The organism is Parasediminibacterium paludis (genome assembly GCF_042651445.1).
In the GTDB taxonomy this organism is placed as follows: Bacteria; Bacteroidota; Bacteroidia; order Chitinophagales; family Chitinophagaceae; genus Parasediminibacterium; species Parasediminibacterium paludis.
Window position 1 is genome coordinate 161,776 of sequence record NZ_JBHSDC010000029.1, and the last position, 24,049, is coordinate 185,824.

General features: G+C 39.9%; 14 protein-coding genes and 1 tRNA gene. 2 read left to right on the forward strand and 13 right to left on the reverse strand.

Annotation, left to right across the window (positions count from 1 at the left end):
* Positions 1-22 precede the first annotated feature (22 nt).
* From ACFOW1_RS14615 to ACFOW1_RS14645, 7 genes are all read right to left on the reverse strand, one after another.
* Positions 23-94, reverse strand: a tRNA-Phe gene (locus tag ACFOW1_RS14615).
* A 302-nt stretch (positions 95-396) separates the two neighbouring features.
* A complete protein-coding gene (locus ACFOW1_RS14620) occupies positions 397-576 on the reverse strand; it encodes a hypothetical protein (RefSeq protein WP_379015276.1) in 180 nt (59 codons plus the stop codon).
* Between the two features lie 368 nt (positions 577-944).
* Complete coding sequence (locus ACFOW1_RS14625; protein ID WP_379015278.1) at positions 945-2,084, reverse strand: vWA domain-containing protein; 1,140 nt, start codon at positions 2,082-2,084, stop codon at positions 945-947.
* A 156-nt stretch (positions 2,085-2,240) separates the two neighbouring features.
* Positions 2,241-4,493, reverse strand: coding sequence for a DUF5682 family protein (locus ACFOW1_RS14630; RefSeq protein ID WP_379015279.1), 2,253 nt, complete (start codon positions 4,491-4,493; stop codon positions 2,241-2,243).
* A 104-nt stretch (positions 4,494-4,597) separates the two neighbouring features.
* A complete protein-coding gene (locus tag ACFOW1_RS14635) occupies positions 4,598-5,674 on the reverse strand; it encodes an ATP-binding protein (RefSeq protein WP_379015281.1) in 1,077 nt (358 codons plus the stop codon).
* Between the two features lie 15 nt (positions 5,675-5,689).
* Complete coding sequence (locus ACFOW1_RS14640; RefSeq protein ID WP_379015283.1) at positions 5,690-7,171, reverse strand: DUF5691 domain-containing protein; 1,482 nt, start codon at positions 7,169-7,171, stop codon at positions 5,690-5,692.
* Between the two features lie 10 nt (positions 7,172-7,181).
* On the reverse strand, positions 7,182-8,483 hold the full coding sequence (locus ACFOW1_RS14645; protein WP_379015285.1) for an SWIM zinc finger family protein: 1,302 nt from the start codon (positions 8,481-8,483) through the stop codon (positions 7,182-7,184).
* Positions 8,484-8,653: 170 nt separating this feature from the next.
* Here ACFOW1_RS14645 and ACFOW1_RS14650 point away from each other — a divergent pair, with 170 nt between their 5' ends.
* The gene (locus ACFOW1_RS14650) at positions 8,654-9,370 is read left to right on the forward strand and encodes a 3-ketoacyl-ACP reductase (protein WP_379015287.1); all 717 of its coding nucleotides are present in this window, start codon (positions 8,654-8,656) and stop codon (positions 9,368-9,370) included.
* 74 nt (positions 9,371-9,444) lie between these two features.
* Here the strand turns inward: ACFOW1_RS14650 and ACFOW1_RS14655 are convergent, their stop codons facing one another.
* The 3 genes from ACFOW1_RS14655 to ACFOW1_RS14665 form a co-directional block, all read right to left on the reverse strand.
* Complete coding sequence (locus ACFOW1_RS14655; protein WP_379015289.1) at positions 9,445-10,161, reverse strand: hypothetical protein; 717 nt, start codon at positions 10,159-10,161, stop codon at positions 9,445-9,447.
* 186 nt (positions 10,162-10,347) lie between these two features.
* On the reverse strand, positions 10,348-12,678 hold the full coding sequence (locus ACFOW1_RS14660) for a DUF2309 domain-containing protein (protein WP_379015291.1): 2,331 nt from the start codon (positions 12,676-12,678) through the stop codon (positions 10,348-10,350).
* Entirely contained in the window at positions 12,675-14,147 is a 1,473-nt protein-coding gene (locus ACFOW1_RS14665; RefSeq protein ID WP_379015293.1) for a proton-conducting transporter transmembrane domain-containing protein, read from the reverse strand. The genes ACFOW1_RS14660 and ACFOW1_RS14665 overlap by 4 nt, the downstream gene beginning before the upstream one ends.
* 448 nt (positions 14,148-14,595) lie before the next feature.
* On the opposite strand from ACFOW1_RS14665, the gene ACFOW1_RS14670 reads away from it, so the two are divergent.
* Complete coding sequence (locus ACFOW1_RS14670; protein WP_379015295.1) at positions 14,596-17,067, forward strand: TonB-dependent receptor; 2,472 nt, start codon at positions 14,596-14,598, stop codon at positions 17,065-17,067.
* Between the two features lie 3 nt (positions 17,068-17,070).
* Here the strand turns inward: ACFOW1_RS14670 and ACFOW1_RS14675 are convergent, their stop codons facing one another.
* The 3 genes from ACFOW1_RS14675 to ACFOW1_RS14685 are packed head-to-tail and all read right to left on the reverse strand — an operon-like array spanning position 17,071 to position 23,888.
* Entirely contained in the window at positions 17,071-17,667 is a 597-nt protein-coding gene (locus ACFOW1_RS14675; protein ID WP_379015297.1) for a ferric reductase-like transmembrane domain-containing protein, read from the reverse strand.
* A gap of 8 nt (positions 17,668-17,675) precedes the next feature.
* Entirely contained in the window at positions 17,676-20,822 is a 3,147-nt protein-coding gene (locus ACFOW1_RS14680; protein ID WP_379015299.1) for a VPS10 domain-containing protein, read from the reverse strand.
* Positions 20,823-20,870: 48 nt separating this feature from the next.
* On the reverse strand, positions 20,871-23,888 hold the full coding sequence (locus ACFOW1_RS14685; protein ID WP_379015301.1) for a VPS10 domain-containing protein: 3,018 nt from the start codon (positions 23,886-23,888) through the stop codon (positions 20,871-20,873).
* Positions 23,889-24,049: the final 161 nt, after the last annotated feature.

The following is a 24,049-nucleotide window of genomic DNA, read 5'->3' on the forward strand; positions in this document are numbered from 1 at the left end:
TGGTTACTAATTTATTTTTAAGTGGACGAAATAGGACTCGAACCTATGCTGCTGGCGCTTCAAACCAGTGCTCTACCAACTGAGCTATTCATCCATATTTGTCTGAACCAAGATTTAATGGATTACCAAATCATAGTTCAGACAATTGTTTCATGCCAGCTTTAACTGCGATTGATATTTCCTCGCTTTTCGTTTCACCTTACGTTTTTGTAGCTGATTGAGCATGTTGATGGTTTTGGTTTCGCCGAAACATTGTACCAATGTTTTCACTAAAAATCTGTTGTTCATTGTTTGTTCCTCCTTAAAAATTGTTTTGTACCCTTTTGGCTAGTGCATAAAAAAACCCGGTTAGCTGTTACACTTAACCGGGTTGTTACCTCCTTTGCTGACACATTATCAGCGAAGCTTGTAATTACACGGCGGTGTAAAAAAATATATTTGTTTTTGCTTACTAAACCCAATACTAGCAGGTATATCCTGCTGCATCTTATTGGCACAAGTAGTGGTACTTGTACATGCATTGCGCCATCTGAAAGCAGTAAGGGTGTTTAGCGGTAAATGTGATACTTGTAGCATGAGCTTTTAATTCGTTTACAAATGGTTATTGCTGTTTGTTTTACTGAAAGTTGCCACGCTTGCAGTTGTCTAAAAAGCAATAAAAAAGCCCCACTTTTCAGCAGGGCTTTTGGTATAATGCATTAGGAATTTTTATTTCTAACGTTCAATAGTACCTGCCCTGCAAACTGTAAAATCCATAATTGGATTATACCAGTTTTGTAGTTCGATATGTAATATTGTACGTTTCACTTTTGTTTGTTTTTGTTGGTGCAAATGTCAATTCATTTTTTTGATACTTCCAAATATTTTTTTAAAAAGTTTATCTGTTTGCGTTTTTACATATTGCTGTAATACTTTGTAGCAAAGGGTTTCAGAGGATTGAAAAATTATTTTTTCATCACTAAATTTTCCTTGGCTGCCCATACCGTGATGTCTTGCTTGCTAAGCGCTTGCGCCATGAGGTCGGGAAATTTATCTGGTGAGCAGGCAAAAACAGGGATGCCTAATGTGGCCAAAAATTGTGCATTACCATGGTCGTAAGCTGGGGCGCCATCATCGTTAAGGGCTAATAATACAATCACTTGTACTCCTGCTGCTGTTAGCTCTACGGCTCGTTTGCGCATCTCATTTTCATTGCCACCCTCAAACAAATCTGTGATAAGCACAAGTACGGTATCTAACGGTCTGGTAATAATTTGCTTGCAGTAAGTAAGGGCTGCATTAATATCGGTGCCACCGCCAAGTTGCACACCAAATAATAAATCTACAGGGTCGTCTAATTCTTCTGTAAGGTCTACTACTGCTGTATCAAATACTACCATTTTTGTTTTGATAGCAGGTATAGAAGCCATGACAGAACCAAAGATGCCTGAGTAAACCACCGATGTACCCATAGAGCCACTCTGGTCTAAACACAGCACCACATCTTTAAGCGACGAACGCTTGCGACCATAACCAATTTTTACTTCTGGAATAATGGTTTTATAGTCTGGTTGATAATGTTTAAGATTTTTAAGTATGGTGCTGTGCCAGTTTATTTCGTTATGCCTTGGTCTACGATTTCTGTTGCTTCTATTTAAGCTGCCAATAACAGCTTGCTGCATGGGCTGAGCTAGCTTGCGCAACAACGCATCTACCACTTTACGAACGACTTGCTTTGCCGTATCTTTTGTTTTATCTGGTATAACACGGCTCAGGGTCATTAACGTGGCTACTAAGTGTACATCTGGCGTTATATTTTCTAGCATCTCTTTTTCAAACAACATTTGTGTAAGATGTAATCTTTCCAATGCATCACGCTGCATTACTTGCACGACTGTATTGGGAAAAAATGAACGTATATCTCCTAGCCAACGATTGATGTTTGGTGACGAAGCCCCAAGCCCACCTTGCTTATCGCTATCGTACAAGGCAGCAAGTGTATTATCCATTTGTTGGTCTTGTAAATTAAGTTGGTAGCCTGTGCCATCGTTTTGCTCTGACCCAAGTAGTAAGCGCCAGCGGCGAATATTTTCTTCTTTGTTCATAAAATGATGATTGAAATGATTTGAATGATTGCTCTGATAGGTTTGTTTCTTTCAATGCTATCAAAACAAATAATTCAGATCTTTTACGCTACGATAAAAGCTACATAGCAAACCGAACGTACAAGTGAGTGACACAACAAAAGCATCATAGTAGCACTATCGTTGGTAACCCAATAAATCCATAATCACAGGTATACTTTTAATGGCTCTATCTTTATTGAAATTGGATGCTAATTGTGGTAATAGCAATGCATTTTTACCACCATTCTTTGCTTTTTCACCTAGCTTCTTTCTTTCTGCTTGTGTGAAATTACTGAAGGTTCGGCGCATAAGTGGTAAAGCTTGTATAAAGCTGTCTTCGTCTAGTTGTTGTATCCAATCGTTTACAATCATCCATAAGTTTTCATCTATCAATAACAACGTGCCGCCACCTTTTAAAAATCCTTCTAGCCATGCGGCAGTATCCGAAACTGGTAAAGCTTTACTTAAACTACTATAAAATAATTGGTGCAGGGGTTCATCTATTAAAGCTTTAGTATCCATGAGTTGCCTTGCAGCAAAGCCGCGCATCATGGGGGCTGCATGGTGTAAGTAGGCTACTTTCATTAAGCATTGGTGCCACTCATCTAGATATTCTTTTTCTTGTAAAATTTGGATGCTATGGTTAATGCTTGAGCAATCTTCGGTTAACTTGTTAGCCGTAGCTTCATCGATACCACAGCAGGCATTAGGTAAGCCAATGCATACTCTCGTAATCATACTTTCAACAATATGACGTACTAGGTCAGCATCCGTTTTGCGTACATTGCCATAACGCATTACCCCTGCTAAACCTGGTAAAACCGCCACGAGTTGAATGATATCGTTGGTGGCAGCAGCAATATCTTGAATACGCTGCGCAATGGCTTGCGCTGCATTCGACAAATCGGCTGGAATAACCTGTTCTAATAGGGTCGCAATTTGTCCTAAAGCCGTTTCTTCATGGCATTGATGAACGAGCCAAGCATTACTTGCTTCTTCTAGTGTGTTGCCCCAAACCCCTTTTTCGATAATGTTGATGACGAAAGAAGGATCCCACTGCAAGCGCCACTGTTCTTTAAACGTACCCTTGCCACTTACATGGCTTTTAGTACCCCAGTTGATACCTAACAATTGTAAACGATGCAAGAAAATACTACGCGCTAAATCATTGTCTTTACGCAAGTCTAGCATATAATCTTTATAGTCGGCTGTAGCTGGTAAGCGCAGGCTTTTTTGTATTTTTTCAATGTTTACCTGTAGCGGTGGTTTTGGAATTTCTTCAGGTACTTGGCCTATACGATTGCCAACAATAAGCGCTTTGTTAACCAGTTGCATCATGAAAGGTTCGCCATTACAAATAACACTTAAGGCGGCTTCGTTTAGCTCTTGCAAACCTGCTTTAGACAAGTTGCGAAGTGCTGCAAGGGACTCCGATAAACGGACTGCCTCTATCACATGTGCGACAGAAGTATCCATACCGTTTTTACGAAACAGCGCCGCTACATGTGCCATCCACAAAGTGCCATCATCAGTAGGGTGTTGCCATACATGATGGTACCAACCAGGCGATTCAATACCTGCGCCATAGCCACTATGAAGGCTTAATCTATCGTAGGTCCAAGGTATCCAAGTACAGTCTATTTTGGTTTTTGGTAAGCCTTTCAACAGGTCGTTATCTTCTTTGGCTTTGGGCATATTGCTAAGTGCTGGAGCATGCCAAGCACCGCATATTACCGCAATCTTTTGAAACATGTCTTTCTCTGCCTGACGAATCATTTTACGCATCCAAGCTTCTCGCAATTCCTCTTCTCTATCATGTTGTTTAGGGAAGCTCTCTCTTAGTGCTTGCATGGCTTCGTTTATGGCTATAAATATGTCTTCGTTGTTCAAGCGATGCTCAAACATAGTTTCCCACCAGCTTTCCTCATCAATAAAACCGTCCGCTTCTGCTAAGTATTGAAACGGGCTTTTAGTAAAACCTACAGTTGCTGTTTCCTCAAAAAATGCATCTTGTTGTATTGTTGAATTATCTTCTTTCTGCGTTCTACTTCTCTCTGCCTCTTCCTCTTTGATAGCAAGCCAATGTGTTAATGGTAAATCCATAAAACGTAGGTGAATATTGGCTTTACGCGCATATTGAATAGCTTGCCATTCAGGTGAAAATTCTGCAAAGGGATAGTAAACAGATTGTTGAATATTATCTGTTTGGTAAGCTAAAATAGCCACAGGTGGTACTAGCTCTTTGTGCGTTGCATATTGCAGCAAAGGATCTGCTTCTGGTGGACCTTCCACCAAAACAATATCTGGTTGTAGGGTTTCTAAAAATGATTTCACATTTCTAGCAGAACCTGGGCCGTGGTGACGAATTCCTAAAATAGTTACTGGCATACCCTTAACCCCTTTAAAGTGAGTTTTATGTGTTTTGCTTTCGGTACAAGAGCAAAGCAATTGTTTGAAAAATATTTTGTAATTAGTTTCCCTTTAGGCGCTTACTACAAATCCCTACAAGCCCTATATACATCTTTCCAGTCATCTCTTGTTTTGATAACTGTTTCTAAATACTCTTGCCATACAATATTATCTTGAACAGGATCCTTAATTACAGCACCAATGATACCTGCAGCTAAGTCAGCCGCTTTAAGCTGCCCATCACCAAAATAACCAGCCATCGCTAAGCCATTGTTTACAACAGAAATCGCTTCAGCAGTACTAAGCGTGCCGCTAGGTGATTTAATTTTTGTTTTGCCATCTTGCGTAACACCATTGCGCAGCTCTCTAAACATCGTCACAATTCTACGTATCTCTTGCAGAGCGGGCTTTTCAACTGGTAGTTCCATTGTTTTCTCATAACTCGCTACACGGCGCTGCACAATGTCTATTTCTTCTTCTATGCTATCTGGTACAGGTAATATTACGGTATTAAAACGACGCTTTAAGGCGCTGGATAATTCGTTCACACCTTTGTCTCTATTATTAGCCGTAGCGATAATATTAAAGCCTCTAATCGCTTGTATTTCGGTATTCAATTCAGGTACTGGCAACGATTTTTCGGATAGAATGGTAATCAAACTGTCTTGGACATCCGCACCCATACGTGTTAACTCTTCTATGCGAACAATCTTGCCATCTTTCATGCCACGAATCACAGGTGTTTCTACCAATGCACTTTCACTGGGGCCTTCTGATAAAAGTTTGGCATAATTCCAACCATAGCGAATAGATTCTTCACTGGTGCCAGCCGTGCCTTGAATAATTAAAGTACTATTACCACTAATCGCAGCGGCTAAATGCTCACTAACCCAGCTTTTAGCAGTGCCAGGCAATCCATATAGTAATAAAGCCCTATCAGTAGTTAAGGTAGCGACAGCTATTTCCATCAATCGCCTATTGCCAATGTATTTGGGTGTAATGTCAAAACCATTTTTAAGCTTACCGCCAATTAAATAGGTAACAACCGATTGTGGTGTTAATTGCCAATTAGCAGGTCGCTTACCGGATTCTGTTTTTTGTAATTCTGTTAGTTCCTCGGCAAATAGTTCTTCTGCATGTTGACGTAATAGGGTAGGCATATTGTTACAGTGATTTTATTGAAATGATTGAATGGTTTGTTGTTTTAGTGTCAGTAGCTTTTCGATATATGGTTGAATATTACGCCAGTAATTACTAGCATAGCCCTCTGTTGGCGTACAACTATCTAAGATAGTAATAGCCTGTGTAGGTATTAAATGAATATGCAGATTATAAAAGCTTTTGTTGTAGTTATAAGGGTTGGCGGCTGTATACTGCAATATCAAGTGCGTTAATTCAGGTGACCATTCTACTGCGCTATTGGCGGCATATTGTATGATGCTTTGTTCGTGTCCTTTAAAGAATTGCTTGCTATAAAATTCCTGTTGTTGTAGAGGAATTAACGGTAAAATATCGAGGTAAAAAACTGTACTAAATTGCATCAATGCTATAGCCCATGCTTTGCTTGAAAATCCAACTGTTGCTGTAACCACGGCTGCTATGAATTGCTTGGTAACTTCTTCTTTTTGTAATAATTGAATAATATTTTGCGGCTGTAATTGTAAGTGTTGTTCCAGTTCACTTGGTGGTATATGTTCTATTAGTTGAAATACCATCCATTCATCATCGGTAAATCTTTTTTGATGACTTAAATTTTCAAGCCCAAGTTCTACCATTTGTAGAGCTATTTCGCTTGGTACAGCAATTTCTAATACCTGCTTGGAGGATAAGCCAAACATGGTTTTCTCTTTTTTAAGCAATAGTGATTGCTGTAAAAAACGCGTGTATTGTTGTACAATAGTTGAACCTGGTATTTGCTGTAATAACTTTAATACTGCCGCTTTTACTTTGCTACTTTTTTCATTGATAAGACTTTCGAGCCATGGCACATCTGACTCTGAAAGGTGGGTAGCAAAAGCTTCTAATAAAATCAGTTTAGAAGCTGCATTTTCTTGCGGCCAAGTTTCTTGTAACCATGCTCTAGCTTGTGTTGCATTGGTTGTACGTAATGATTGTAAAACGCTTTTGCGCTCATTAGCACACCCCCTTTGCCACAGTTCTTCAACACTTGTATCCGTTGCAAATTGCCAGGCACTATTAAATTGACTTAACCATGCACCTCGTTTGCCTAAACAACTAATATATGGTCGAAGATGTTTTTCTTGCACTAATTTTTCAAGGACATCTGGTAGCAATACTGGTACTATAATTTGCTGCTTGCTAGCACACAATTGCAGCCACATAGTGAGCAAGCTATTACTAGCTTCATATAATATCTCTTTTAAAACATTGGTCGCATTATTACTGCAATACGCTTGTGTTTCTGCTTCGCAAATAGGTAGACTACTATCTGTTCTCACAATAGGCTCAGTACCACAAAATGTGTATTGTTCTACAACCGTTGCTATTTGTAAAAATTGTTCTTCCTTATCAATATCTGTGTTACTAGTGATGGCGTGAATAGCAGGCAATAAATTTTCATCCATGTCATTGGTAGACATAGGTTGCTTATCAGTGCCTATTAAAGCAGTTTGTATTATCTGCTGCCACGCGTCCATATGCTATGTTTTATAAACTTGTGTAACTGTCATTTATCCATACACCTAACGGTAAAAAACGATACCGGTAGGCTAATAGAGCCATTTGTAAGGCTTTCCCACCACTTAAAGCAAGTAATTTCCATATCACACTATCAGCTTGATGAATTGGCATAATGGCTTGTGAAATATCTTGCAAAAACCATTCACCATTGATGAATACAGGTGTTAGTTCTTGTACAATTACGGGGCTAATAATTGTGAATGGTAATACTGTTTTTTGCGAAGCCAAATGTGCTGTTATGTTTTGCCAATTTACAAAACCAGTAGGTAATACCATATAATTACTGGCAATCTGGTTTTTTATGATGGCCCTAAGCGGTACTGCCGATGCAAAATATACCAATTCAGCTTGTATCCATTGGCAAGGGGTTAATGTAAATGTAGCGCTTTGACCCCGAACACTAAATTGTAGTACCAAAGCATATTGCCTGCTATTAGCACCATACAGCCAATTACGCTCAGTGGTTACATTATCGTCTTCTGTGGTTTGTTTGCCTAATACCAGCCAATGGTCTTCTATGCCTTTTTGCGCTTTTAAGGCTTCTTGGTTTTGTGTAAATCCTATTTGTGTTCTAACTTCAGCGTCATACAGTCGTTTAGGTTCATTTCTATTTTTAAAAGCTGCTATGGCTAAATAAATCTGTGTCAATTGTTGTAAAAATTGACTTTCCCAGCCATCTTTATAAAAATGGATGCTACCCAGCAATGTTACCATAGATGCAACACCCGGTGCCTTTGCATCTATCAGTCGCTTCGCCATAGTATCAAACCCTGCGCTACCATTTTGAGGCAGGTGAATAATCCCTTTGCGTACCATGTCCTTCAGCCAAATTAATAGCTCATGAATACCTGCTTCTACCAATTGTTCTCTTGCTAGCAAGCGTTTGGTTTGGGCTGCTTCATCTACAGGTTTAGCAACTTGTTCCGTTTTTTTATCTACTTTGTCAATTCGTTTTGCTAACCATTCAGTTACCCATTCTGGCGGAGCATTATCTGTAAAAATTGTCGGCTCTTGCGTGTAAAGTAAGAGGAGACCAATACCATGCTTACATGGAAATTTTCTACTTGGGCAAGAGCATTTAAACGCTACTGATGCGATGTCTACCTGTGTTTGGTAGGGTTTATTACCACTGCCTTGGCATTCGCCCCAAATGGTCTGGTCATTTGCGCCTTTGCTTACCCACTTGTTTGGTATACATAAATCTTTCCCTGCTTTTTTGGAGGCTTCGTCTGGTGCAAGTGCTAGTATTTGATCGGTTGTAAACTGCAAAAAAAATCTTTGCTATGAAGATATAGGGCAAAGGACACATCAACAAAAAATATCTTTTCTGTTGGTTACAATAATTTACGATGTGCGGGCATGTTGTGATATAATTGCTGATCTCGCAAGTGTTTGGCTCGGTCTATGCAATAGTTTTGCTTTTGAAAAATAGAACAATTATGGAAACATTACAAGGTAAAACCGCATTAGTAACTGGGGCAGGAAAAGGGATTGGTAAAGCCATCGCATTAGCATTAGCTAGTGAGGGTGTGCACGTTGGACTATTAGCTCGTACCGAAAAAGATTTGACAGCTTTGTCTAATGAGATACAAGCCTTGGGTGTTAACGCTGCTATCGCTACGGCAGATATAAGTGATATCAACCAAGTAAATAACGCTGTAGAAAGTATATTAGCGCAGCTAGGTAGCGTCGATATTTTAATCAACAATGCTGGTATAGGCACGTTTGGTAAGTTTTTAGAATTAGAGCCAGCTGTATGGGAGCAAATGATTAAAGTAAATCTACTCGATACTTATTACGTTACACGTGCTGTATTACCACAAATGATAGCTAAAAAGCAAGGCGATATTGTAAACATATCATCTACTGCGGGTCTCAATGGCAGCCCGCTTACCAGTGCTTATAGTGCATCTAAATTTGGTGTGATGGGCCTTACAGATGCTTTAATGCGCGAAGTACGTAAAGACAATATTCGGGTTACAGCCATGGCGCCAAGTACTGTAGTAACCGATTTAGCAATCGCATCTAATCTTATTAATAACAACGAAGAACGCTTAATGCATCCAGAGGATTTTGCTGAGTTGATTATTGCACAGTTAAAGCTTAACCGCAGAGTATTTGTGAAAGAATCATCTATATGGTCTACTAATCCATAGTAGGAAGAGCAGATAATCTCTAGTATTGCCCTATTTTGTGATAAACTTTCCCCCTTTGGGGGAACAAGGTGTTACTATACCAAATAATTCATATAGTAATCATGCAAATGCGTTTTATCCATAAATCTATACGGCACCCACTTTTTTTCTACTGGCAAATAAACTTCTACAGATGCGATATCGGGGAAGGTTTTATAATCAAAGCGCGTGCTTGCCGTGCTGATATAGCCCGTATAATACCAGGCAATACCATTAGCCCTAGCAAAATCTATTTTTTGTAGCATAAGGTATTTACCCAAACTAAAGCTTTGATAGTTTGGGTGATACATATTCATGATACCAGCTATGGTTCTACTGCCTTTATCAAAAAAACCTGCAGCTATTAGTAAAGCCCCATCTCGTACCTGTACCATGTACGACTCAAATGGATTATCTAGATAAGGTTGGTGTAAATACGATGTGCAGGTATCACTGGTATTAAAAGGCACGTGATGGCGGTACAAGTGATACAAGGCTTCTACCTCGTCAGTAACTACTGCAGGTACAATGTTTACAGTAAATTGGGCACACTTTTTACGAATACTACGTGCTTGTTTGTGTTCATTGATAGTAGCTACATTGGTACGTAGCCAAAATACTGGTATCACGTAGCTATTTTCATCTGCTTGTGTTTGAATACAGGTAAACATAAGATGTTGGGTACGATAATAACCCAATTTCAGCATAACATCTAGTATCTGACCTTTAAATCCTTCCTCATCTGCGCGTACACAATGTGTGTCTATTTCCATAATGCCTTAGTAATTGATCATTGCAGATGCGCAAGTTAAGTTGTAATCAATAATAGAGTGATACAGTTTTATATCATAGAATGTATTTATTTGCTGTGAATGATATTATTCAATCACCAATGATTTCTTGCCCAAATAATGCTTTGATAGCAGACCTATAATTGAAATGATAACACATGCGCGTTGCTATTTTTCATGACTAACCAACAACCAAGCGCCATTTTTGTCGTATTGCCTAATCTCATTGTTAGACAATGGATCCATAACCATCAGATAAATCCATTCATTATCGATGAGTTGTTGTAACTGATTATTTTTTAAAAGTATGTTTTTAATTCGCTGCAATGGCGACTGGATAATGACTGATAATCTCAAGGGCTGGTGAAATATACTTTTGTCTGAACGATTTACAGACTGTAAAGGCAGACCAGTTTTTAGGTCTCCGCCATTTCCCTGAACCACGCCAAATTTACCAGTAACATTATGGGTTATTTTCGATCCTCCACCAAATTTCTCGTTATTAACGGTAGAAAAATAATAATGATTATTAATCCATTGGGTCACTACCATTGGTCCCTGCATAATCATTTCCAATGATAGACCCTCTTCATCCATTTGCCAATCGTAGGAATGTAAAAAACACCTACCGCCGAGATTCATATCCTTGGTAATACTTCGTGGTGCAACAATAAAGCCTGCGTTACCAGCTAGTCCCCATTCTGGTCTTGTTTCAGCCCAGTTTTCAGATTTTTTGAGTGCTATTTTTGCACCGTTTTTATGTCCCAATCTTTCACTTATCGCAGAATGACTCATTTCAGATAAATCTGCTTTTAATCGTTTTGTAAGTTGGCGATGAGATTCGGGTACTTCGGCATCGAAAAGTACAATATCATCAGTAGCGGTATTATGCTCAGCACCTATAAAAAATGTTGTCATTGGAATGTCAATTCCAAATTGCTCACGCAATGCATTTCTTACCTCTGGCATATTGGCGAGGCTGGCCAACATCCGAGCATTGTGGCGCCCCGGACTTGCGGCGCAAGCGCCACAATCTAGACTAGATCCAAAAGGATTATTGGCCGAGTGGCTGCCATGGCCAGTAAATACTACCAAAGGCGCAAATTTCTGCCAACCTAGCAATACAAAAGCTGAACGTACAATGGCCACTTTCTCATCCAATGTAATATTGTTCTTATTTTCTTCAGATGAGTTTGAATGCAGGTCAGGTCTACAAATAGCTTCTTGTGCATCGGCACTCATACTTTTAAAGCCTTTAAAAAACCTAGTAAAGACGGTCCGCCACAACAGGGAACAGCCATAAAATAAGCCTGCACCTTCTACATAACCAAATGCAGAAGGCAACATGTTTTTCATACGCGTTGTAAGAAAATCTGCAAATTTTTGATGCCCTTTTTGTCGTTGAAAATTTGTAACTTCTGCTATTTTTCCAGGTATTGGTGTTTCGTAAATAGTATAAGCAGAAGATAAGATGGGTGGACAAGATTTACGTATCAAGCCGCTTGTTTGGTCTTGATAATCTGTAGCAATCCCGAAAAAGCCTGCGTAACCAAAAGTTTCATAGTCGCCCTTTGCCTCTATGTGCCGCCTAATCAGCTCCGATCTCGTATCAATACAAAATACCATCTGAACTGCAGGTGTTCTTTCAATTTTGGGCGCCGTTTCTAATTCTGTTAAGTTTTTAGTCAGGCGGGCTGTCATTTGGTGCTGCCAGCTTTTTTCCCAAGCTTTTAGCCAGATATAATGTAATTTAAACGATTCAGATGGTAGTTGTACCGCCGTTGGTGCCGCAATAGCTTCAGCACACAAATGCTTCGCTATCCATAACCGAACAGCCAAATAATCTTTTAAGGTTACCGGACATTTTTGCTGCCATAGTGAGCCCTCTGTCACCCGATATTTAATATAGCCTGTCCAGCCCGGCAATGCTGCTATGTGGTATTTACATAAATCAATGCGCTCCTCGTAAGAATAGCCGTCTAATACGATGGTTAAGGCTTCCTCGGCAGTTTCGGGTATTTTAGTCATTGCAGAAAAGCCTAGTTCTTGGTCATAAATAGCTAATCTTCGCCATGACGCAAAAAACCCCTTAGATCTGCCTGGCATTTCCCACTCCGCCATCCCCTCATCCATAAAAGCGCAAAGCCACTTAGTCACTATTCTATCTAATAGTTGGGTACTATTGTAAATTGGCTTTGCTTCGGCCGACTCTAACACCTTTAAATAATGTTCCTGATCCTGAAAAAAATCAGCTTCTACTAGTATTTCTTGAAGTATATCTACATCAAATTCGCCGTTCTCCCATGCCTCTCGGAACATGGTGCCAGTAGGTAAAGCCGCACCGCCAATATATTTAGTCGCTTCCTGAATAGCATGTTGGAAGTCTAATGCTTCATAGCCAGATAAAGGATTGGAAGTAACAAAGCCATATAGTGGCCAAGTTTTTCCAATGATTGAGGAAGCTTGCTCGATACAATCATGTAAACTTTGGTTGCTCATATGGACTTATTTTTAGACATTAAAACAGTTTTTTGATAAGGTTGTGATATATTCAATAATGCAACATAAATCCAAGGCACTTTTTTGTAGATACCGAGTTTCATGATAAAGAATCCCGCTAAGAACACGACACCAAACAGAATCTGTATTATAGAAATGGAAGAAGGCACTTCAGTAGCGGGCATATCATTCAGTAAGGTCGTGATGCTGTTATAAATGAATGCATAACAAGCTATCGCAAATGGAAATATCTGGATTGGTAAACCTATTTTTTGTAGATAAGATAGCGAGCTTTGCTTTACGATATTATAAGTCGCTTGACCCACTGTAATGGCTACAATCAGGGTGAGAAAAATACTGCTATTCAAAGCCGTTCCTTTTCCTGTTAGGGTGGCAAATATGAAGGCGCCTAGTATGCCTGCAATGATAACAGCAACTGCCTGAAGCGGTTTAATTTGGATAGCTAATGGCTTTTGGGGTGTAGATGCCTGTATATTTTCCCCAGATGAGAGAAAAAGATAAGCCTTATAAAACCCATGCAAAATGAGGTGCACCACTGCCGCATTAAAAAAGCCAAGTCCGCATTGCATAATCATAAAGCCCATTTGTGCAATGGTTGAACAGGCCAGCTTTTGCTTGATACTAGTCTGTAATAACTTGGTGAATTGCGCCACGATTGCGGTAATACCGCCGACAATAAATAATAGCATAAGCGTTTGAGTAGTTAGTAGCAAACTTGCAAATAGGGTAAGCAATATGCCCGAGCCGTTAACAAATCCAGCGTGCATAAGCGCAGATGCAGGAGTTGGTGCTGTCATAGCCGATAGCAACCACCGGTGAAAAGGAAAGATAGCGGATTGAATAAGTGCCGCTATAATGATAAAAATAGCAGATAGGAGGATAATAGGTTTAGGTAAAACGCCTAATTGCGCTGTAATAGCACTTATTCTAACATCACCAGAATTTATGGCCAATAATACGATGCCCGATGTCAATGATAGTCCAGACGCTAGAAAGTATTTTTGCGCAAATTTTGAAGCTTCCTGCGCCTCCACCCAATCAGCATCCACGCCAATAAGTCGAGACATAAAGAATCCCATTAAGAACCATGACATTAATAAAAGTGCTATATGATCGCTTGCCACCAAAAGCATAACGGCTAGTGTAAACCCACAACTAAGACTGGTAAAACGCGCATGATATTTAAAACCTTTCAGATAGGTGACACTGTAGGTACTTATTACTGCACTGAAAAAACTTACCACCGTCCATATTAGAAGCGTGAACCCATTGATACGCAATACGCCTCCAAAATGCCATTGCTGGTGGTGGAATTTAAAAAGTAGAAAACTGATATTGCAAATAAATAAAATAAAAAAGACGATTGTCGTTAACCTATTGAAGAAATCAGGAAAACCATTTTCGTACCTTGGTTTATGAGTTAGGGGTGCTTGCTGTTGGAATTTCATGAAATCAATTGTCAGTTTGCGAATAATTTGAAAATGCAAAACTCAACTAAACCGAGTATAAAGTTTTATTTATAAATTAAATGATGTTCATTAAGTAAATTTATGATTAAGAAATAGTAAATCCATGATTATGAAACCAATGGTTCTAATCTCCGCTAGAGCTAGTAGGTCGTCATTTTCATAAGCGTTGTAACGAAACCCGGGCTATTATTAGATTTAATAGCCAACCTAATGGCTGACGATTGCGCCATTTACGGTAAAATTGTAGCGCTAAGAGTAATTATTACAAATATAAAAATATTTATACTATAAGGATGCAATTCACATGTATTTGCCTCTTACAACCATTGAGCTACAAAAATTACCCCTAAAACTCGAAATAATATTGCGATAGCTTATATTAGCCAAAATAAATTATTATATGCTGAGAAAGCTACTAACCCTTTGTATGTCTCTATGTTTTCTTTGTGTAGCAACACTTGGTCAAACTGGTTTAACAGGCAAGTTAAAAGACGCCAAAACCGAACTCCCAATTAAAGGTGCTATTATTTATATACCTGACTTAAATAGAGGGGTTTTAACGGATAGTAACGGTAATTACGCGTTACAAAAAATACCAAGTGGCCATTATTTTCTAGAAATTACGATGTTGGGATATGAAAAAATCATTGAGTCAGTTGATATTAAGGGTGTTACACAACAAAATTTCGCACTGCAGCCTTCTTTTTTCAACTTAAAAAATATTATTGTTACAGGTGTTGTCGCCTCAACCAATAAGCGGACAACACCAATGTCTATTGCCATTAGAAACGAGCGTGAATTGTTGGAAAATACTGCTACCAATGTCATTGATGCCATAGCTACTCTGCCAGGTGTTAGCGCTATTACCGATGGCCAAAGTATTTCTAAACCAGTGATTCGAGGTTTGGGTTATAACCGTGTGCTTACGATCGTAGATGGGGTAGCGCAAATAGACCAATCTTGGTTCGACGAATTTGGCATAGAAGCAGACCCTAATGCCGTTAATAAATATGAAGTACTAAAAGGCCCAGCCTCATTGGCTTATGGCTCTGATGCCATTGCTGGAGTGGTAAACTTGATACCTGAAAGTGCTTTGCCCGAAGGGCAAATGCATGACAACGTCTTACTCAATTACCAAACCAATAATGGATTAATTGCTAATATGTTTCAACTCAGCGGCACAAAAAAGGGTATTGCTTTTAGTGCTAGAATAGATCATACCATGGCACATGCTTATCAAAATAAAGCGGATGGTTATGTACTCAATTCGCAGTTTAGTAATTTTAATACAGATGCTACAATTGCATTGCAAAGACAATGGGGCTATTCGCAAATACGTGCCAGTTATTTTAATATGGCCACGGGCATTGTAGATGGCACAAGAGATTCTGCTACTGGTGGATTGATGCATGCTATTTATAATCCCAACTTAAATGGCGGTGCGGTAACTTATGTGCTGCCCACACAGCAGGAAAAAATAGCTTACACCCCACTAGTTATTAATCAACGTATACAACATACCAAACTGGTTTGGGACAATAGTATGGCTGTAGGCGAGGGTAGAATCAAGGCCATTTTTTCTTATCAAAAAAACCAGCGGCAAGAAAATAATGATCCTACTATTCCAGATATTTCTACTATTTATTATGCCTCTAACGGTGCTACTTATGATGTTAAATATGTATCACCCCAATTCAAAGGCTTTAGTTTTTCAACAGGTACAAATGGCGTTTATCAATCGTCTAAAAGCTTGGGTACTTTATTGCTAATTCCTGATTATCATTTTTTTCAAATAGGTGCTTTTGTTACAGCCAACCAGAAAATTGGCAAATGGAATATGAGTGGTGGACTTCGTTTTGATACAAGAAGCTTCTCAGGGCAAGATCATTGGGTAGACTCTACCAATCAAGCGCCTGCTGCGCCAAATGCACAAGATGCTATTCATGAGTTTCAAGGCTTTACATCCAAATTCAGCGGCTTATCGTATAGTTTTGGTACAGCCTATGATATTAGTAAAAATGTGTACATAAAAGCGAATATTGCTGGTGGATGGCGCGCACCAAATGTGGCTGAATGTGCAGCAAACGGCGTACACGACGGCACGGTGGTATACGAAATAGGCGACCCGCATTTGCAACCAGAAACAAGTATTGAATCGGATATTGCTTTTGGTATCACTACTAAAGATATTGCATTTGAAATAAATTTGTTTAATAATGCTATACAGCAATTTATTTACGCCAAGGGATTAACCAGTGTATTGGGCGGCGATTCTATCAACAATTCTTTAAGTGCGGTGGGTTTTGGCGCAGCGCCTGTTTATAAATATACCCAAGGCAAAGCCAATTTATATGGTGGAGAACTGACGATTAATCTACATCCCACCGCTATCAAGGGTCTTGAAATAAATACCGCCCTAAGTATAGTTAACGGTGGGTTGAAACAGGTAGCTGATTCTATGAAATATTTGCCTTTTGTACCACCTGCAAGAATTACCGCTGATATTAAATACCATCTCGCATCCGCAGAAGGTAGCATTTTTAAAAATGCCTATATTAAGTTTGGGGTATTAAATTGCTTTGCGCAAAACAATATCTATCGCCAATATGCCATTTATAGCGGACTTAATACAGCACTTACGCCTTATGAATATGCTGCTAGTAACACAGGTACCAAAGGGTATACATTATGCAGTGCTGGTGCGGGCAGCGATATTGTTGCTAAAGGCAAAACCGTTTTCAGTATTTACCTTAATTGTACCAATCTTTTTGATATAAATTATATAGATTACATGAGCAGATTTAAATACTTCCCTGTAAACTACACAACAGGTAGGGTTGGCGTATTTAATATGGGTAGAAATTTTAGTGTTAAGCTATTAGTGCCGCTTAATTTTTAGTCATTAACCCAAACGTTTCTTTTGCTTATTAACATAATATTTATACCGTAAAATGGTAGCCATTGCCAATACCAAACCACAGATTTCTGCTACTAGTTTTTCACCGTCTAAAAAGTCTACAGGCTTGTCTTTTAATTCAGGATCCATGAATATGCCATGGATGATAAACAAAAGCGCCGTGCCATAAGATATAAGATGAATCGTTTTCCATGTTCTAAAACCCATTCTCTTTTTCACTACGTTTTGCGTGGTGATCATAACCACAATCAACGCATAAAAAGCAATGGTACCTAAAGCAACTTCTAGTTTTTGATGCGGTGCATGGATGGGGAATAGAACATCTACCCAAGTAAATTTGCTGGCTTTATCTAGCAATAATAAAGTTGGATGCAAGCCTACCAATAGTAAAGCAATATAGGCTGTCCAATTGTGTAAATCCAATAATGATAAGCGTTTTAGCCAAGTGGGTAATTGTTTCCACAATGGTATTTGTTTATAAGCACAGCTTAATAGCATGCCAAATAAGATATTAAAGGTTAATGCAACGGCAGCCATCAAACCGATGACTGCCGTTGCATCTAACAAATTGATAGACTCCATAGTACTTTTTAATCTTTAATGCTTATAACTGGCACTTGTTGATTGTGAATCAGGGTGTTTAAGGCTGGCAGCGCTTCACCCATTATTTTTTTCAATTTGGTTAATTGCACATCTGCTTGGGCAGATAAATCGGCAAATGCTTCTTTTACTTGCTTAGAGGGTGGATTATAACCGCTAGCTGCAACATCATACAAGCCACTGATTTTATCGTTTAGGCGTATTGGAAAATTCAATACATCCTGCCCACTTTTCGATTTGGTTTGGTACAAAGCTTCCTCGATAGTTGTAATTTGTTTGCTAATGCTATCTGCCATTAGCTTGACAGCTTTGTTGGCAACGGTATCCATCTTGGCTGTGAAATCAGTTATCTGACTACGTACCGCTCTAATCGTTTTAATGGCTTTCTGTACCTCACTGAATTTATCACGTATTTGTAATAGCATGCCTGTTTGTGCATCATAATCTGCCTCTGTCATGGCATAGTTAGGATCGCCTTTAATGGTAAATGGAACTTTTACTGAATCGCCATCATAATAGACGCTAGCAGTATATGTTCCTGGCGCTACTTTTGGTCCTTCTACATTGCCATTCCATAATATTAATCCGTCTAGTTTTTCGGCAGGCGGATACAGCATATCCCACACAAATTGGTTCATCCCTGCGGTAAATTCTAATTTATTATACTCCTCTTTGGCGTCTTTACTAAATGTTTTAATGCGCATGCCCTTTTTATCATAGATAGAGATACTCACTTTAGACGTGTCAGTAGCATCTTTCAACCAATAATTGAATACCACACCATTAGGTGGATTCATACCCGCATTGTGAGGTAATGCAACGCCACGTCTGCGGCTGCTTCCGCCGCCTTCCATTCTGTAGCTGTCATTAACGGTAAATACATGCAGCTTTCGATTGGTAACGGTATTATCTTTTTGTTGGAGTAGGCTTAAGTCATCAATCATCCAAAATGCACGACCTTGTGTGGCTACAATTAAATCATTTTCTTTAATGGTTAAATCGGTAATTGGCACAATCGGTAGATTTAACTGGAATTTTTTCCAATTAGCACCGTCGTCATAACTGATATACATGCCAAATTCAGTACCTGCATATAACAAACCTGGTCTTTTTTTATCGGCGCGAAGCACTCTTGTAAAATGCATTGGGTCGATGCCTGCGGTGATAAGCTTCCAGCTTTGACCATAATCTTCTGTTTTGTAGATATAGGGTGTGTAATCATCCAACTTATATCTGGTGCCTACAATATACGCAGCGCCTTTTTTAAATGGGTCAGTTTCGATAGTATTCCACATCATCCATTTTGGACAGTTTTTTGGGGTCACATTATCCCAATGCTTACCGCCATCTTTACTCACACTTAGAATGCCATCATCACTACCAGTGTACAACAAATCTTTTTCCAAAGGCGATTCAGTTGCAGTGAAAATGGTACAATAATATTCTACCGATGTATTGTCTTTCGTAATAGGACCACCACTAGATACTTGTTTAGTTTTATCGTTGGTAGTTAAATCTGGACTTATCATTTCCCAGCTTTGCCCTTCGTTTTCTGTAACAAACAAATGATCACCACAGGCATACAACCTTTTTGGATTATGTGGCGAAAAGAAAATAGGGAAATTCCATTGGAAACGATATTTCTGTACGTCGGCGCCAGCGCCCATAGGATTATCAGGCCATACATTAATAGCTCTATTTTCGCCTGTTTTATGGTCTAAACGCGATAAGAAACCACCATAATTGCCCCCATAAACGATGTCTGGATTTAAAGGGTCTGCCACCACATAACCACTTTCTGCACCAGCCGTTGGCTGCCAATCGTCTTGTGTAATAGCATTGCCATAAGTTCGGCTTTTAATGCGTACAGTAGAATTATCTTGCTGTGCACCCAATATTCTATAAGGGAAAGCATTATCGGTGGTTACCCGATAAAACTGGGCAGTAGGCTGGTTGTAATAATTACTGAAATTAGCAGCGCCATCAAAACTTACTTGTGCGCCCCCATCATCTGCTACAATCATGCGGTTACCATCTTCTGGGTCTATCCATAGATCATGATGGTCGCCATGTGGTGTTGAATTAACGGCCTGAAATGTTTTGCCCCCATCTTTACTACGCATAAAATTCACATTGGGACAATACACGATATGCTCATTTTTAGGATCCACAAATACACGAGAATAATACCAAGCACGCTGGCGAATATTGTTGTCATTGGATTGCAAGGTCCAAGTTTCGCCCCCATCTTCACTTGCAAATAAACCACCCTTGGCGTTTTCTATTACCGTATAAATTTTATCAGTATTGCTAGCTGCCACAGCCACCGTTACAATGCCCCATACCCCTTTTGATAAACCCTTTTTGTTAGAGAGATTAATCCAAGTGTCGCCACCATCTGTACTTTTCCATAAACCACTTCCATCGCCCCCGCTTTCCATGCTATATGGTGTTCTAATCACATGCCATAAACCTGCATATAATATAGATGGGTTGTTGGGTTCCATGGTAATATCCGAACAACCTGTTTGACTATTCACATATAACACTTTTTTCCAAGTTTTGCCGCCATCAGTTGTTTTATAAACTCCACGATCTTCATTTGGGCCAAACATATGCCCCATCACAGCTACCCAAACGGTATTTGGGTCTTTTGGATGAATCACTATTTTTACAATATGTCTGGTATCCTTTAAACCAATATTTTTCCAACTTCTACCGCCATCATCGCTTCGCCACATGCCGCCAAGGCCTTCGCTCACATTACCACGTAAGGTACTTTCGCCTTCGCCCACATACAAAACGGTTTCATCGCTCGGTGCAACCGCCACCGAACCAATACTGCCGCCAAAATATTTATCAGAAATATTTTTCCAATTATTACCGCCATCAGTTGTTTTCCACACACCGCCACCCGTAGCACCGAAGTAGAATGTGTTTTTATTTTTATAACTGCCAGCTACTGCACCACTTCTTCCACCTCTAAATGGGCCTACCTCTCGGTATTTTATTTTCGAAAAAAATACCGAGTCTGCAGCGCTTTCTTTAACAGGGCTTTCTTGTTTGGTATTCTTTTTCTGTGCAATTGCAAACAATGTTGCTAAGCAAATGGATGAAGTTAATAATAATTTTCTCATATGCGTTTTTGATGGTGTGTTGTAAAAAATTTCGGTTTGCAGATATAATTATTTTTTTTCGAAGGCTAACCATTTTTGTGATAGTGCTTCAAAATCAGCGCTCAATTGTTTTACGGCTGCTACGGCTTGTGTTGTTGGGGCAAGGTCCGCTTCTTGCAAAGAATGCAAGACGGCATCAAAACCACTGATCAATGAACCAAAACTGATGTCTTTATTGCTGCTGCCCCTTCTTCTAGTAGCTGTTCCCACAAAAGCAATAAGCTGTTGCGCGGTTTCTTTAGACATCTCTGGATGCGATTGTTTATAGGCAGTAATGGCATCAATATATTGTGACGCTTTTATTCGATTTTGATAGCAGATTTCTGAATAATCTCGCTGCGCTTGTAAAGCTGCTATTGGAGTTGTTACCCTTGGGTCCATTTTAACCGTAAAAGATTGCTTAACCAATTGTCCATCAACTGTTAGTTCCACAGTATATACCCCTGGCATCACCCAAGGCGAGGTAGGCTCTGGTACCGTATTGCCATAAACAGCCGCTATTGGATAAGAAGGTGCCACATTTAGTGGCGCATCGTGTAAATCCCACAAAAAACGGTGTGCACCCATCGTAGATGATAATAATTGTTGTGGTCGTATCCAATACAAAGGAATATTAACGGGGGGAATCGCATAAGGCTGATCGTCACTTCTAAAACTGCGTATGGTTTTGCCTTTGCTGTCTTTGATAGTAAGGGTTACTACCGTAGTTGCATCTGATTTTAAATAATAGTCAATGATAGCGCCGTCTGGCGGATTTTGTCCTGCTGGTTCTTCTTGTGGCAAAGGGGTATCGGGATTGGTATTCCATCTTACACGGATGGCAGTTTGTGGTTTAAATAATACCAAGCCAGTGGGCGCTTTGGTTAATTGGCGCAAAGGGGTGATATTATCTAAAATCCAAAAAGAACGCCCATGGGTACCTACTACCAAATCATCATCCTTGATAACTAAATCTCTAATAGAAGTGGCTGGCATATTTTGTTGTAAGGGCTGCCAATGTTCGCCATCATCAAACGACACATAGACGGCTCTTTCTGAACCAGCAAATAATAAACCTTTGGTATAGGGGTCTTCTTTGATGGTATTGATGGGGTCGTTTGGTAAGCCGTTGACAATTTCTTTCCAAGTTTTACCCCCATCAGTGGTTTTGTAAATGTGCGGCTGCATGTCATCGCACCGAATCCGGTTAACGGCCGCATAGGCCGTGCTGTTATCAAAATGGCTGGCATCCATCATAGAAATTTTACTCCACGCGCTAATAGATGGCGGTGTGGTATTTGTCCAGTTTTTACCTCCATCTTTTGTCAATTGAATATAGCCATCGTCTGTACCGCACCAAATGATACCACTGTCTCTTGGCGATGGTGCAACAGTATAAATGACGCCCCTTCTAGGCATTTTTTTCAATTCTTCGGTGGCATAAATACCTACACTAGCAGGAATATCCCAAGATGCACGTGTAAGGTCGGGACTAATAACCTGCCAAGAATGACCACCCGTATTGGTTTTAAACAACACATTGCCTGCAAAAAATAGGGTTTTGGGATTCACGGGTGAAAACAACACGGGCGCTGTTCTTACAAATCTGTATTTCCCAGAGCTGACCGCTTCGGGCGCAATATTCTGAACCTGCCCAGTACGTTTATCATAACGGGTAATTTTACCACCATAAATAATATTGGGATCTAATGGGTCGGCTGCCACATAGCCATATTCTTCTACCCCTACAGGATGCCATTCTCTAAACGTAATTTGACCATCATTACCCCTAGAAGCAATACCAACTGACCCACTTTCCTGCTGTCCGCCATACACATTATAAGGAAACGCATTATCTGTACTCACATGGTAAAATTGGGCAGTAGGTTGGTTGTACCAAGAAGAAAAGGTTTCGCCACCATTCACGGTAATAATGGCACCTTGATCGGCTGCAATCAGCATGATATTGGAATTATCTGGATTAATCCAAATCCGGTGATAATCATCACCGCCCGGCGCCCCACGAAAATCTTTCCAAGTACTGCCACCGTTCGTCGATTTCCAAACTACCACATTAGCGGTATAAACAATATTTTCATTTTTTGGATCTACTTTTACTTCTGCAAAATCACTGCCTCTTCCCCAATATCGTCCATCATTACTGATACTCTTCCAGTGTTGGCCGCCATCATCACTTCTGTACATGCCACCATTATCTCCTGCATCAACCGTTGCGTACAGTCTATTTGGATTGCTCGGCGCAATACAAAACCCAATTCTGCCCAAGCCTTGGGCCACAGTTGGTAAACCATTGGTCAATTGCTGCCAAGTATTACCACCATCGGTAGATTTGAATAAACCGCTTCCTGGGCCGTTCCAAGCACCGTTTTCCCAAGGGCCTTGTCTACCTGCCCACATATCAGCATAAATAACGTTGGGGTTTTTAGGATCGATGGCTACTTGCACCGCACCTGTGTTGTCATCTTTGTACAACACCTTTTCCCAACTACTACCACCATCTGTGCTGCGATAAACGCCGCGTTCTGAATTGGGGCCATAAGGATGACCAAGTACCGCCACAAATAGCCTATTTTCATTGGTAGGATCTACGGCAATACCACCTATTTGCTGACCATCTTTTAATCCTAGGTGTTGCCAAGTTTTGCCCGCATCAACAGATTTATACATGCCGTTGCCAACAGATAAATCGGGTCTTTGCAAACCTTCTCCACTACCAACATAGAGCACATTAGGATTGGAGGGCGCTACAGCTACATCGCCAATTGAACCAGTAGATTGGCCATCAAAAATGGGTAGCCATGTTCTGCCATAATCGGTGGTTTTCCAAACACCACCATTATTAACACCAATATAAAAAACATTCGGCTGTTGAGGAACACCTACCGCACCCACAGTGCGGCCGCCTCTATGTGGGCCAATCATTCGCCATTTCAAAGCGGCAAAATAGCTACTATCTACTTGCGCCTGAATGGTAGATTGAGAGAAAGCGCATAACAATAAAAAAGGAAGGGTAATTGAGATTCTCATGTAGTGGTATTGAGGGATTAAGGTAAAGCATTCTCTTGAAAAATGTTAAACAAATCCAGCGAACGGTAAATCTGCACGTTGAGGATGCCAATAATCAGACAAAGCACAGATATCGTTACATATTAATATAGTTTAAACTAATCAAGTTTGGATGGTATTTT